General features: G+C 67.7%; 12 protein-coding genes. 7 read left to right on the top strand and 5 right to left on the bottom strand.

The features are described 5' to 3' along the window. Window positions 1-19 precede the first annotated feature (19 nt). From CA951_RS32895 to CA951_RS32880, 4 genes are read left to right on the top strand one after another with little or no spacing between them, the layout of a single operon-like run. On the top strand, window positions 20-832 hold the full coding sequence (locus CA951_RS32895; RefSeq protein WP_087560862.1) for an MBL fold metallo-hydrolase: 813 nt from the start codon (window positions 20-22) through the stop codon (window positions 830-832). 44 nt (window positions 833-876) lie between these two features. Beyond that, window positions 877-2,430, top strand: a complete 1,554-nt coding sequence (locus CA951_RS32890) for a class I adenylate-forming enzyme family protein (protein ID WP_087560861.1) — start codon at window positions 877-879, stop codon at window positions 2,428-2,430. 11 nt (window positions 2,431-2,441) lie between these two features. Further along, on the top strand, window positions 2,442-3,326 hold the full coding sequence (locus CA951_RS32885) for an acyl-CoA thioesterase domain-containing protein (protein WP_087560860.1): 885 nt from the start codon (window positions 2,442-2,444) through the stop codon (window positions 3,324-3,326). Continuing rightward, on the top strand, window positions 3,323-4,348 hold the full coding sequence (locus CA951_RS32880) for an NADPH:quinone oxidoreductase family protein (RefSeq protein WP_087560859.1): 1,026 nt from the start codon (window positions 3,323-3,325) through the stop codon (window positions 4,346-4,348). Before CA951_RS32885 ends, CA951_RS32880 begins: the two co-directional genes overlap by 4 nt. A gap of 48 nt (window positions 4,349-4,396) precedes the next feature. Here CA951_RS32880 and CA951_RS32875 read toward each other — a convergent pair whose 3' ends face one another. Then, on the bottom strand, window positions 4,397-5,500 hold the full coding sequence (locus tag CA951_RS32875; protein ID WP_087560858.1) for an XdhC family protein: 1,104 nt from the start codon (window positions 5,498-5,500) through the stop codon (window positions 4,397-4,399). A 184-nt stretch (window positions 5,501-5,684) separates the two neighbouring features. Here CA951_RS32875 and CA951_RS32870 point away from each other — a divergent pair, with 184 nt between their 5' ends. Beyond that, on the top strand, window positions 5,685-6,872 hold the full coding sequence (locus CA951_RS32870; RefSeq protein WP_087560857.1) for a CaiB/BaiF CoA-transferase family protein: 1,188 nt from the start codon (window positions 5,685-5,687) through the stop codon (window positions 6,870-6,872). Window positions 6,873-6,890: 18 nt separating this feature from the next. On the opposite strand, the gene CA951_RS32865 is transcribed toward CA951_RS32870, so the two are convergent. Then, window positions 6,891-8,252, bottom strand: a complete 1,362-nt coding sequence (locus tag CA951_RS32865) for an amidase (RefSeq protein ID WP_087560856.1) — start codon at window positions 8,250-8,252, stop codon at window positions 6,891-6,893. A gap of 142 nt (window positions 8,253-8,394) precedes the next feature. On the opposite strand from CA951_RS32865, the gene CA951_RS32860 reads away from it, so the two are divergent. Further along, window positions 8,395-9,567, top strand: a complete 1,173-nt coding sequence (locus tag CA951_RS32860; protein WP_087560910.1) for an MFS transporter — start codon at window positions 8,395-8,397, stop codon at window positions 9,565-9,567. A 43-nt stretch (window positions 9,568-9,610) separates the two neighbouring features. Here the strand turns inward: CA951_RS32860 and CA951_RS32855 are convergent, their stop codons facing one another. The 3 genes from CA951_RS32855 to CA951_RS32845 form a co-directional block, all read right to left on the bottom strand. After that, window positions 9,611-10,423 carry a hypothetical protein gene (locus CA951_RS32855; protein ID WP_087560855.1) on the bottom strand — a complete coding sequence of 271 codons (813 nt, stop codon included), beginning with the start codon at window positions 10,421-10,423 and terminating at the stop codon, window positions 9,611-9,613. Between the two features lie 115 nt (window positions 10,424-10,538). Continuing rightward, a complete protein-coding gene (gene proS / locus CA951_RS32850) occupies window positions 10,539-11,978 on the bottom strand; it encodes a proline--tRNA ligase (protein ID WP_087560854.1) in 1,440 nt (479 codons plus the stop codon). A 521-nt stretch (window positions 11,979-12,499) separates the two neighbouring features. Then, window positions 12,500-13,156 (bottom strand): TetR/AcrR family transcriptional regulator, encoded by a 657-nt coding sequence (locus tag CA951_RS32845; protein ID WP_087560853.1) that lies wholly within the window; start codon window positions 13,154-13,156, stop codon window positions 12,500-12,502. On the opposite strand from CA951_RS32845, the gene CA951_RS32840 reads away from it, so the two are divergent. Next, entirely contained in the window at window positions 13,134-13,724 is a 591-nt protein-coding gene (locus tag CA951_RS32840) for a DUF2867 domain-containing protein (protein WP_087560852.1), read from the top strand. The two genes, CA951_RS32845 and CA951_RS32840, sit on opposite strands and share 23 nt — an antisense overlap. The last annotated feature ends 6 nt before the right edge of the window (window positions 13,725-13,730 follow it).

Below are 13,730 nucleotides of genomic sequence, written 5' to 3'. Positions count from 1 at the left end.
GCAAGAAAGGTATTGGAAAATGCACTTCGGAGACATTGAAGTCCTGCCCGTTCTCGACGGGATCGGCCGCGAGGACCCGAACCACATCCTCACCCGGCCGGGCGTCGACGACCCCTGGTCGAGTAAGGCAGAAGCCCTCGACGAGCAGGGTGTTCTCGACTTCGACATCGGCGGCTTCCTCATCCGGACCGGTGAGCGCGTCGTTGTCGTCGACACCGGAGTGGGCACCATCGATGACAAGTTGCTCGGACACGGGGGCCGGTACACCGGCGGCAAGTTCCTCGACTCCCTGCGCGCCCACGGGGTGGCGCCCGAAGAGGTGACGGACGTCCTGCTCACCCACCTGCACTTCGATCACGTGGGTTGGACGACCCAGAAGGGGCAGGTCGTCTTTCCGGGTGCCACCTATCGTGCGCATCGCCTCGACTGGGAACACTTCGTCGACGCTCCGGACGCCAGCCCCGGTGCCGTGCGCAAGCTCTCGCCCATCGCCGACCAGCTCGAGCTGTTCGACCAGGACATCACCCTGGCCCCGGGCGTGGACGCTCTGCACAGCCCCGGACACACACCCGGTTCGACCGTGTTCGTCGTCTCGGGTGAGAGCCGGCGGGGGTATCTCCTGGGTGACGTCGTGCATTCGACCGTCGAGCTCGAGGAACCGGACTGGCGGGCCATCTTCGACGAGGATCCCGAGCTCGCCTCCCAGACCCGCAACCGGCTCGCCGACGAGCTCGCCGCCAGTGGGGATCTGGTCGCCGGGGCGCACTTTCCCGGCCTCAATTTCGGGCGGATGGTGCTGACCGACGGGCAGCGCCGATTCTCCGCCCTCTGAGGGGCTCGGTGTCATGATCTTCAGGAAGCATTGAAAGGACGACGATGGTCACCTACGGGGAGCAACTCACCATCGGGCAGATTCCGCACCTGCACGCCCAGTCGCACCTGCTCCGCCACAAGACTGCGATCGTCGAAGGCGAAACCCGCCTCACCTGGTCGGACGTGAGCGAGCGTACGGCGAGACTGGCCAACGGGCTGGCGAGACTGGGCGTACACAAGGGCACGAAGGTGGCGGTGATTCTCACCAATCGTGCGCAGTACGTCGAGATCGTCTATGCGGTTGCCGGGCTGGGTGCGGCCGTCGTACCGATCAGCTATCGGTTCACGCCGGGGGAGATCGAGTACGCGGTCCGTCACAGCGATGCCGAGGTGGTCATCGTGGACGGATATCTCACCGGCACGTTCGCCGCCGCCCACGAGACTCTGCCGCACATTCCCGCCGACCACGTCCTCCTCGTCGCGGGGAAGGACGAGTCATCCGGCTATATCGACTACGAGACAGTGCTCGCCGGATCGTCGACGGACGTCGAGTATCTGGACATGGATGAATGGGACGTCTATCACCTGGCATTCACCGGAGGTACCAGCGGCCCTCCCAAGGTCTGTGAGATCCCGCAGCGGATCGCCCGGCAGGGGTGGTACGACATCACCGTCGAGGTAGGCAACCGCGCACACGACGTCACCGTCCTCGCCGGGCCCTTCTACCACGGCCTCGGGTTCACCTGGGGGCTCCAGCAGCTCATGGTCGGCGGAACGATCGTCATGCTCCGGGAATTCAACGCACGCGAACTCCTGCAGACCATCGAACGTGAACAGGTGTCGTTCATCCCCATGGTCCCGACGATGTTCGAGATGCTCCTCGAGGTGCCCGACCGGGCGTCGTTCGACATCGGGTCGGTACGCCGGCTGATGTCGGCCGGATCGCCCCTGCTCACCGCGACCAAGGAGCGTCTGCTCGAGTACTTCCCCGCTGCGGGACTCTACGAGCTCTACGGCTCGACGGAGGCGGGCTTCTTCAGCATCCTCAAGCCGGAGGACCAGCTCCGCAAGGAGCGCTCGGCGGGCCTGCCGTATTTCGGATGCGAATTGCGGATCCTCGATCCCAGCGGTGAGGACGTCCCCGTGGGAACGGTGGGGCAGATCTACAAGCGGGGACCGGGGCTGGGAGTGCGGTACTACAAGAACCCGGGGGCCACCGAGGACCAGTTCCTCGGGGATTGGATCTCGAGCGGGGACCTCGGCCGGTTCGACGAAGAGGGTTACCTCTATGTGGTCGACCGGGCCAAGGACATGATCATCTCGGGCGGAGTGAACATCTTTCCCACCGAGATCGAGGATGTACTCGTCAAGCATCCGGACGTCGTCGAAGCCGCCGTCATCGGTCGTCCCGACCCCAAGTGGGGCGAGATCGTCACCGCGTATGTCGTGACCAGGGACAAGATTCCGATCCCGACAGACGAACTCGATGCCCTGTGCCGGGAGAAGCTCGCCGGCTACAAGAAGCCGCGCTTGTATATCGCACTCGACGCACTACCGAAGAACGCTTCCGGCAAGCTCCTCAAGCGTGTGCTCAAATCGGAGGGGGGACACGAGTGAGATGTGATGACGTGACGACGAACGTGGGCGTGTCGGGATACTTCCGTCGTTGCCCCGGTGCGGAATTCGAGAAGCTGACGCCCTTGCCGGTGGCACTGAGCGGGTGGGGCAGCGAACACATGCGGGGCAGTGCCGTCACCGGCGCCCTGGCGCGATCGGCGGAGAATGAGGGCCGAGCGCGCCGGGACCTCCGACCGGTCAGGTTTACTGCTGATCTTCAGAGGGCGGCGACGATGGCGCCGGTGTCGACCAGGTCGACCGTCGTCCGCGAGGGCGGTCGGTTGCTGCTCGTGGACAGTGAATTCCTTCAGAACGGTCACGTCATGGCGCGCGCTCGCACGCTGTTTCTGCCGACGACCCAGCGGGTGGTCGCCGATCCACCCTGGTCGCCCGATCGGTCCCCGAGCATGCCACCCGCCGGCCTGCGGCCGGCCACCGACGAGGGACGCCTGTTCTTCAGCGAGGAGCATGGATGGAGCGCCGACGCGGCCGCTCACCAAGACTCGGAGCGAAAACAACTCTGGTGCAGGAGCATCCCGGTCGTGGAGCGCGAGAGCGTATCGCCGTTCCAAGCTTCCGCCACCGCCGCGGACCTGACCAATCTCGTCACCCACTGGGGTGCCGGCGGCGTCCGCCACATCAACGCCGACGTCACGCTCACCCTGGCCAGATTCCCCGATGGGCAGTCCCTGGGCCTGTCTGCGACGGGTCGAGTCGGAGGGGGTGCCATTTCGGTAGGTACGGCCGAAATATACGACCATCGAGGGGTATTCGGACACACCGCAGTGTCCACGGTCCTGCAATCCGGTCGTCCGGTGGACACCATCACCCAGCTCATGCGGGGTAGCCGGATTGAATTGTCCTCGGGTCGTCACGGAAGGACGGAGTACGCATGACCGCGTCGAGTCGATCAGGTGTCACGGCCCTTCGAGTCCACCGCTATCAGGAAACCCCGATCGTCGCAGTGGACGAGGTCCCTTCTCCAACATGGGGACCCCACGATGTGGTGGTGGCACCCCGAGCAGCGGCTCTCCACGTTGCTGACCTGCTGATGATGAAGGGTGAGTACCAGGTTCGGCCTGAGCTTCCCTTCGTCCCGGGAATGGAGGCGGCAGGACTGGTGATCGAGGTGGGCGACGCGGTCAGCCACGTCGCCCCCGGGGACAGGGTTCTCGCCGTGATGGCCCAGGGAGCGATTGCCGGCGCCGCAGTGGTGCCTGGGGCGCAGGTCGCACGGATCCCGGATTCGATGACCTACTCCGCGGCCGCGACGTTCGGAATCGCGTACTTCACCGCATACGCGGCCTTACATTTTCGAGCAGGTGTACGCGCAGGTGAGACCGTGCTGGTCACCGGTGCGCGAGGTGGCGTCGGCCGCGCCTGCGCCCAACTCGCCAAGGCTATGGGGGCGACGGTCGTGGCTGTCTCCCGCGACGCAGAAAAGGCTCGTCCGGAACTACGCGAGTGCGTCGACAACGTGGTGGAAGCGGACGGGGAGACGGTCGTCGATGCGGTGAAGCGCGTGACCGGTGGTCGCGGCGTCGATGTCGTCATCGATGTGGTCGGTGGACGGTTGCTGAGTCAACTCGTTCGCGCCACGGCCTGGGAGGGCAGGATCGTAATCGTGGGGTTCGCAGCGGGCGCACCCGAACCCATCAAGCCCGGACATCTCCTCGTGAAGAATGTCTCGGTGGCCGGCCTTCAATCGACCGACTATTGGACTCGTAGCCCAGACAGGCTCCGAGCCGCTCTCGGCGAGCTGCTGGCGCTTGTCGACACCGGCGCCCTGTCAGTCCCAGAACCCCGAGAGTTCCGTGTCGGAGAGATCGACGTCGCGATGCGTGCCTTGGCAGAGGGATCGTCTCGGCGAAGTGTCGTGATCCTTGTCGGGCAGGATGAGACGAGCGGGGCGAAATAGAGCTGAACCGGATCGCCGAGCAAGCCGTCCGTCCGCGGCAGTAAAAGGTCATGCAGTGCACTCGAGCGGTCGGCCGGTGCCGGCGGGCGCGTCACGGTGAATCGGGCCGGTGAGCAGCTGGAGCTCGAGCCCCGTGGTGCCCCGGGTCGTCTTCATCATCTCGGCGAGGATCGACACCGCCGTCTCCTCCGGGGTGCGAGCACCCAGGTCGAGGCCGATCGGCGAATGCAGCCGCGCCAGCTCCGCCGCGGTCGTCCCCTGTTCGCGCAGCAGCGCGACGCGACGGTCGTGTGTGGCCCGGCTGCCCATCGCGCCGATGTACGCCGCGTCCGATCGCAGGGCCAGCTCCAGCAGGGGAATGTCGAATTTCTCGTCGTGGGTCAGCACGGCCAGCACGGTCCGGCGGTCGACCGGTGCGGTCTCGAGGAACCGGTGCGGCCACATCACGACGACGTCGTCGGCGTCCGGGAACCGGGCGCGGGTCGCGAACACGGCGCGGGCGTCGATCACGGTGACGTGGTAGCCGGCGAACGCGCCCAGCGTGCACATGGCGGCGGCGAAGTCGATGGCCCCGAAGATGTACATCCGCGGTGGCGGCGCGAAGATCTCGACCATGCACACCGTCTCGGACCGCAGCTGATACACCTGCGACTCACCGGCGTCGAGCCGCCGGCGGACGCTGTCGACGTCGGCGGCGTTCAGGTCGAGGTCGCCCACCGGGCCGTCCCCGGTGATCACGCAGCGCCGGGTTCGCGATCCGTCGCCGGTCTCCGTCACGACGGCGATCGACTCGCCGCCGCGGATGCGCCGCGCCGCGTCCGCGAAACCCGGGAAGTCGTGCCGTCCGATGCGCTGGACGAACACCTCGATGGTGCCGCCGCACGTCAGTCCGACACCGATCGCGTCGTCGTCGGCCACACAGAACACTTCGGTGCGGCTCCGCCCGTCGGCCAGCACGTCCCGCGCCGTCTCGTACAGCGTGCTCTCGACGCACCCACCGGACACACTTCCGAGGACTTCACCGGATTCCGACACGGCCATCGCCGCGCCCGGCGCCCGCGGGGACGACTTCCACGTGCGCACCACCGTGGCGAGCGCGAACGTCTCGCCGCGGTCGAACCACGATTCCAGGCCCGTCAGGATGTCGCGCATCGTCTCGTCCTCCTCGGGTGCTTCTTCGGGTAGCTCACGCTAACCGGCGACGACCCGCCGTCGCGGCACACAATGCGCCGAAATCCCCAGCGGCCGCTTGTGCATTCTCGCCATCGCTATCGGCCGGCGCGTCCGCAATTCTCGGACGGTCCCCCCTTCCTTCACAGAGAACCGAGGATCCACCATGAACCAGTTGCTCAGCGGGATCCGGGTCCTCGACCTCACGCGGGCCCTCGCCGGACCGCTGTGCACGGCACTGCTGTCGGACTTCGGCGCCGACATCATCAAGGTCGAGACCCGTTCCGGTGGCGACAGTTCCCGGCAGTGGCCGCCGTTCGACGGCAGCGACAGCCTCTACTTCGCCTCCGTCAACCGCGGCAAGCGTTCGGTCGCCCTCGACATGCGTAGCGAACAAGGGCGGAAACTGCTGCGCCGCATCGCCGTCGGCGTGGACGTCATCGTGGAGAATTTCCGGCCGGGTGTCCTCGCGGACATGGGACTCGACCAGGAGTCGCTCGCCGCGGACAATCCCGGCGTGATCGTCATGAGTGTCAGCGGTTTCGGGCCGACCGGTCCCGAACAGTTCTCGCCGGGCCTCGATCAGGTGGCGCAGGGCATGTCGGGGCTGATGTCGGTGACCGGCGCCGGCGATCACACGCCGATGCGCGTCGGGATCCCGATCATCGACACGGTGTCCGGTATCTATGCGGCGCTGGGCATCACGGCGGCGCTCGTGGCGCGGGGGCGGGACGGTGCGGGTCATCACGTGCAGACGTCGCTGCTCGAATCGGCGCTGTCGATCATGTCGTTCCAGGCCCAGGACTACCTGAGCACCGGCCGCGTCGCGCAGCCGAACGGGAACACGCACCCGACGATCACGCCGTACGGCACGTTCGACACCGCCGATTTCCCCATCATCATCGCGACCGGATCGGACCGGCACTGGCAGTCGCTGTGCGACGTCCTCGGAGATCGTGAACTCGCCGACCGGCCCGAATACCGCACCGGCCAGTCACGACTCGCACACCGGGATCAGCTCACCAAGGAACTGCTCGAACTGCTGTCCGCGCGTCCGGCCGCCGAATGGGTGACGCTGATTCGTGCGGCGGGCATCCCGTGCGGTCCCGTCCACACGATCGATCAGGCGTTCGCCGACCCGCAGGTGCGGGCCCTGAAGATGGTGCAGCCCGTGGCCACCCCGGACGGCGGTGAGGTGCCGCTGGTCCGGAGCCCGTTCTGGGTGGACGAGGAAACCCTGCCGATCCGGAACGCGCCGCCGATGGCGCTGGGGCAGGACACGGCCGAGGTGCTGAGCGAATTCGGGTTGAGCGAGGAAGACATCGAGGACCTTCGGCGGGACCGGGTGATCTGACGTCCGGCCGTGGTCGCCTCACAACCGGGCGGCCACGGCCAGCGCGACGTGCTCACACCACGGCCGCGCGACGACCTGCACGCCGATCGGCAACCCGGACCGGGTGTTTCCCACCGGGACGACGACGGACGGTAGGCCCGTCACACTGATCGCGCGACAACTCGCCAGGGCCTGAGCCCAGGTCAGCGACTGCCCGCCGACGTCGAACAATTCTTCGCCGAGCGGGGGTGCCGGAATCGAGGCGACCGGGAGGACGAGGACGTCCCCCATCTCGCCGAGCAACCGGTGCACGAGTTCCGATCGCCGCGCCCACAGCCGTTCGACCCCGCGCCGGTCCACGCCCCACCCGGCGGCGAGCATCGCGGCGATGTTCGCGCCGAAGGCGGTGCCGAGTTCTGCGATGTCGGTGTGGGTTTCGACGGACCGCAGCGTCCCGAACAGGTCGTTCCCTTCCGCCAGCGCCGCACCCCGGTAGGGGCGGGCACCGAGTTGCCGGGCGACACCGGCGACGGTTGCGGCGATCTCCTCGTCCACCGGGACGGTCCCCTCACCGGGCGCCCATGTGACGTCGAGACGCGAGAGGTCCACCGTGCCCGGGTCCGTCCACCGGTACTGCCGGGACGAGAGCACCCGCAGCACCAGGGCCGCGTCGTCCAGCGTCCGCGCCATCGGACCGATCGTCTGCAGCGTGCCGTGCATGGTCGCCGGGTTGGTCAGCAGGTGATCGCCCGACGGGACGCCGGGATACTGGCCGTCGGGGTCGACCCGGCCGACGGTCGGGCGGACGGAGCGCAGTCCCGTGCAGTGTGCGGGCCAGCGCACCGACCCGCCGAAGTCGGTGCCGAGACCGACCACGCTCATCCCGGACGCGATCGCCGCCGCCTCGCCGCCGCTCGACCCGCCGGGCGAGCGGGGAACCCCGCCGGGCCGGAGTGGGTTCACGGTGTACCCGAACAGGTCGTTGTGCGTGAGACCGCTGGCCCCGAACTCCGGGGTGTTCGTCTTGCCGACGAGGATCGCGCCGGCCGCCCTCATCGCGGCCACCGCGGGGGCGTCGACGCGCGGCACGTTGTGCTCGAGCGCGCGCGAACCCGCCGTCGTCCGGACCCCCGCGGTCGCGATGAGGTCCTTCACCGTGAACGGCACCCCGGCCAGCGGGCCGACGTCCTCACCTCGGCCGATCCGGGTGTCGAGGTCGTCGGCGGCCCGGATCGCCTGGTCCTCGGCGACGGTGACGACGGCGTTCAGCTCCGGGTTCCGGGCCTTGATGTGCGCCAGGTGGTCGGCGAGCACCTGGCTCGCGGACACCTCCCCGCCGGTCACGGCGCGGGCGATCGCGTGCGCGTCCGAGCCGACCCAGCTGCCGTCGTTACCCCACACATGTCCTCCTCGGCTCGGGCTCAGTGCTCGACGCTAGACATCCCCGGACCCGCCGCACACGGCCAGTGTGCACAGGAATGCGGCGCCCGACCTGTGAAGAGTTGATACGTCGCCGCGCTACCGGTTCTGGGAGGATCGGATGATGCTCTCGCCCTGGGTCCGCCTTGCCTTCGCGCTGTTCGCGGTCAGCTGGGGAGCCAACCAGTTCGCCCCGATGCAGCTGGTCTATCGCGAGCAACTCGGTCTCGGGGGCGGTTCGTTCACCGCGATGCTCGCGTCGTATGTCGTCGGGCTGATCCCTGCGCTGCTGTACTTCGGGCGCGTATCCGACCGGTTCGGGCGGCGCGCGGTGATCCGCCCGATGATCCCCGTCGGCATCGTCTCCTCCCTCGTCCTGATCGCGGGAGCCGCCGTCCCCGACCTGCTCTATCTGGGACGCGTGCTGGCCGGACTCGCGTCCGGCATGGCGTTCGGCGCCGGCACCGCCTGGATGAAGGAACTCAGCTCCGCGTCGCAGGCCGGGGCCGGTGCGCGTCGCGCGGCGGTGTCGTTGTCGGCGGGCTTCGGCTGCGGCGCCCTGTTCGCCGGTGTGATCGCGCAGTGGCTCCCCGCGCCGGAACTGCTCCCGTATCTGGTGCACATCGTGTTGATGGCCCTGGCTCTGGCGCTGGTGTGGTCGGTGCCCGATGCACGGGCCCGCGCGACGGACCTCGTCGCCAAGCCCCTGTCCGCGCTCGCGACGTCCCGGTTCCGGTGGGGCATCGCGCCCTGGGCGCCGTGGGTGTTCGGGGTGGCGACCGTATCGTTCGCGACGCTTCCGCCGCTCGTGTCCGAGTCGCTGCGCTCCACGTCGGTGGCGTTCACCGGTCTCGTCGCGGCGCTGACCCTGATCACCGGGGCGGTGATCCAGCCGTGGGCCAAACGGTGGTCGGAGCAGGACGACGACGCCGGGATCCGCGTCGGCATCCTGCTCGGGGTGCTGGGTTTCGGCGCCGCGACCGTGGTCGCCTACACCGACGGTGCGCTGTCGGTCGCCGCGATCGTCGTCGCGGCCTTCCTGCTCGGAGCCTGCTACGGCATCCTGCTCGGGTCGGGACTCGCGTCCGTCGAGAAGCTGTCGCCGGAAGACGAACTCGCACAGACCGTGGCGGTGTTCTACTGCCTGATCTACATCGGCTTCGCCGTTCCGTTCGTCATCTCACTCCTCGCCCCGCACGTCGGCTATGCCGCCTGTTTCGCGGGGGCGGCGTTGCTGATGCTGGTGTCCGTGGCGGTGGGCCGCAAGGCGAAGGATCCGCACCTCACCCCCAGGTGAGTGGCAAAGTGTGCTCGCGCACGCTTTGCCACTCACGTGCGGGTCAGCGGGAGCGGACGGGGAGCAGCGGCGGCCAGGGCCAGTGCTGCGCGAGGCGACCCCGGGCTCGCAGGAAGCCGAGGCCCAGCACCAGACCGAAGATCAGGTGCCCGATCAGCGACAGGGTGATCGTCGTCGGCGTGAGCGGGAACATGTCGCGCTGACCGCGCTCCGACAGCGCGACCGTGCCGATCAGCCCGGCCCAGACCGGGAACACCGCGAACGTGACGAACGCGAGGAGAACGGTGCGAGTCGACCGGTGCTGGAGGCCGGCCGCGATGGCGATGAGGAAGAACGCGATGCCGATTCCGCCGCCGTCGCCGAAGTAGCGCCACAGGTATCCGACGATCGCACCGGTCCGGCTGTCGGTTCCCGAGTGGAGCCAGGTGCCCATCTTCGGGATGAAATCGCCCCACAGTCCGAGCAGATACACGGTGTCGAGGCGGAAGACGTCATAGGCCAGACACGCGAACATTCCCCAGCCGAGGCCGTGGCCGACGATGCGGTCGATCGGGTGCGGAGCGAACACGCACAACACGGCGAGGGAGGTTGCAAGCGGAATGATCACCAGCGCACCGGTGGTGTTCATCGGCACGACGCCGAACACCTGCGCGGAGATCGCCAGCAGCGGCAGGGACGCGAGCAGCAGGTACAGGCCGATCCGCGCGAAGGTCCAGTGGTGACGGACCGGTTTCGGGGCGGATTCGACAACGGGCGAGACGACTGGTGAGACTGCGGGTGCGACGTCGGGTGAGACGCGCCCCGGCGGATCGTGTTCGTGCGTGTCGCGGACGGTGGTGCCGAGGATGTGGGGCATGCGGGGGTTCCATTCGGTCGAGGGACTTGTTCGGGTGGTCGGTTTTCCGAGTTCCCAGCGTCCTTCGAATGCCTGCCGTGCGAATAGTCCCCCGAGGGGTGGTGATCGGCACCCCTCAATAGGCGCGTCCGAAGACCACCCGCTTCCCGTACGCCGACGACGCCCCGCACCGCACGCACACTCCTGTCTCCGGTTCGCCGTCCCGGGGCACGCACCGCGGGGTGGCTGCGGTGCGGGCCTTGATGTCCTCCTCGCAGGTGGCGCTCCCGCAGTGCAGTGCGAGTGCCCACCCCGTCGACACCGCGTCGGCGAACCGTTCCCAGTCGTCGACGGTCCGAGTGTGGCTGTCGCGGAACGCAGTCGCGCGAGCGAGCAGGAAATCCTGGAAGTCGCCCAGGACCCTCGGCAGGGTTTCGGGCAGGGAGTCGATCGGCACGGCCTGCTTACCGTCGTCGCCGAGACGCTTCACCATCATCGCGGTGCCCGCCTTCAGATCTCGTGGGCCGAGTTCGAGCCGGACCGGGACGCCGCGCAACTCCCACTCGTTGTATTTGTTTCCGGGGGTCAGCTGGGGGCGGGCATCGACATGGGTCCGCACACCGACTGATCGCAGGCGGCGAGCCAGGTCCTCGGCCGCGTTCTCGACGGCAGCGTTGCCGCCACGGGTGATCGGCACGATCACCACCTGGTACGGCGCCAACCGCGGCGGCAGCACCAGGCCCTTGTCGTCGCCGTGCGTCATGACGATGCCACCGATCATCCGGGTGCTCATCCCCCAGGACGTCGTGTGACACAGCTCTTCTCGACCGTCCTCGGCGGTGTAGCGGATGTCGAACGCCGACGCGAAGTTGGTGCCCATGTAATGCGAGGTGCCGGATTGCAGCGCCCGGCCGTCCCGCATCATGCCCTCGATCGTGTACGTCGCCACCGCGCCGGCGAACCGTTCACCGGGTGTCTTCTCCCCCGGCACGACCGGCATCGCGGCCCACTCCCGCGCCACCTCGTGATACAGGTCGAGCGCGAGCATCGTCTCGCGGCGGGCCGCCCCTTCGCCTGCGTGCGCGGTATGACCCTCCTGCCACAGAAATTCTGTGGTGCGGAGAAACATTCGGGGTCGCAGCTCCCACCGCACGACGTTCGCCCACTGGTTCAACAACAGCGGCAGGTCACGGTGCGAGCTGATCCATTTGGCCATCATCTCGCCGATGATCGTCTCCGACGTCGGCCGCACCACCAAGGGTTCTTCGAGCCTCTTCCCGCCGGCGTGGGTGACGACCGCCAGTTCCGGGGAAAACCCTTCGACGTGTTCCGCTTCCCGGCCGAGGTAGCTCTCCGGAATCAGCAACGGGAAGTACGCATTCTCGTGACCGGTGTCTTTGATGCGGCGGTCCAGTTCGGACTGCAGCAGCTCCCACAGCCGGTACCCGTACGGCCGGATCACCATGGTGCCCTTGGCCGGACCCCGGTCGACGAGCCCGGCCTTGAACACCACCTCGTTGTACCAGGCAGCGAAGTCCTCACTCTGGGCGATCACACCGCGTTCATCCCGTGCCATGCCCACGCAGACTACTCGGGACATAAGCCATTGATCGACCGATTTTGCAGGGGTTCTCCAACATCCCGCCGCTGCCGCAGTCCAGACCGTTGAGATAATTGCCCGCGTCCGGTGTGGCGGTCACCGTGACGACTGTCCCGACCGGGAAGTCCGCATAGCACGGCCCGGACACCGATTGATCGCCGCTCTCGTGCTCGTAGGGGTACCCCGCTGGAGAGACCAGGTGGCAGTTGATTCCTGCAGGTGTACTGGTCATGATGTTCCGCTCCGATCCCGATAGGTGGGCCGGGCAGCACTGGACGAGCCGGAGCCGGCCAATTCTTCGCAATTGTTTGCCGCCGAAGCACCATTGGACGCCAACAGAGTGGCCTTGGACCTGGCTCGCTATTCACGCCGTGAGCGTTACGACGGACGCGTAGGCCTGGGTGTCGCATCAACCGACAGGCTGGTCTGTTCTCGAGTCTTCTCTCGTTCCGCACCGTTGTCACGGTTCCTCAGCGACCCGAATCGACTGAGCGACCTCACGGGCGCAGGAGGAATTCCCCGGCGAGTTGGATGGCTTCGCGTTTGGTGTACCCGGGGTGGTCGGCGACGACGAAGTGGCGTCCGATGGCGAGCCCGAACATCAGGGTGCTGCGCGCCTCGATCTCGTCGGGGTCGGTGACGAAGGTGCCGAACATCGTGCGCAGGAACTGCATCCGCTCGTTGTCGATGCGCTGCAGGCGTGCCGCGACGGACGGGTCGTGGTGCGCCCAGGCCCGGATCGCGAGGTCGATCCGGTGCAGGTCCTCCGAGTAGGTGAGTTGACCCACGCGCCGGATGCGCTCGGCCGCGTCGCCGCCTTCGGCGTCGGCCTGGGCGATGACGGCCTTGGTGCAGCGGCGTTCCCACTCGTCGAGCATCTCCGTGAGCAACGCGGGCCTGCCGTCGAAGTAGCCGTAGAACCCGCCCTTCGTGACGCCGAGTTCGGCGGCGAGTGCTTCGATGCGGACGGCGTCCGGTCCGCCCCGCGCGAGGGCGTCGAGGCCGGCCTCTATCCAGCGGTCTCGTGTGGTGCGGGCGACGGCGGGAATCGGTCCACCTCCATTGATCGCGGTCAATTTGTACGGTACCGTATAGATGAAATATACGGTGCCGTATAGATCGGGGACGAGAGTGCCACGAATAGCAGAGGCCACCTACACCGAGCAGCCCTGGCGCATCCACGAATTCACCAGCGACTTCGACGTCGAGGATGTGTGGTCGTACCGCACTCCCGGAGCCGGTCCGGACGACTTCCCCACAATGCTCGCCGCGATGCGAGGCCGGGGCGGACTCGCGAAACAGCCCCGGGTGGTGCGGTTCCTGTTCGCCGTCCGGTGGAAGCTCGGCGAACTGTTCGGCTGGGACGATCCGTCGGCGGGTGTCGGCGAGCGGGTCGTCTCGCTCCGCGACCGCCTGCCCGACGACCTCCGCGCCGCTCCCCGCGGCCCCGACGACGCGGGCATGCCGCTCACAGCGGTCTACGAACTCGACCGGGAGGCCGCCCGCGAGCTGGCGAACAAGACCGTGCACACCGTGATGCATCTCGGCTGGGTGCAGGGAGCGGACGGTGACTACGGGCTGCAGATGACGGTCCTCGTCAAACCCAATGGCCGGTTCGGGCGGCTCTACATGGCCGCCATCGCACCGTTCCGGCATCTCCTCGTCTACCCGGCCCTGACCCGGCAATGGGAACGCGCCTGGCGTGACTACGCCGCGAAATGAACAAAT

The organism is Rhodococcus sp. NCIMB 12038 (assembly GCF_002165735.1).
Classification (GTDB): domain Bacteria; phylum Actinomycetota; class Actinomycetes; order Mycobacteriales; family Mycobacteriaceae; genus Rhodococcus_F.
This window is presented reverse-complemented; position numbering and strand designations above follow the sequence as displayed.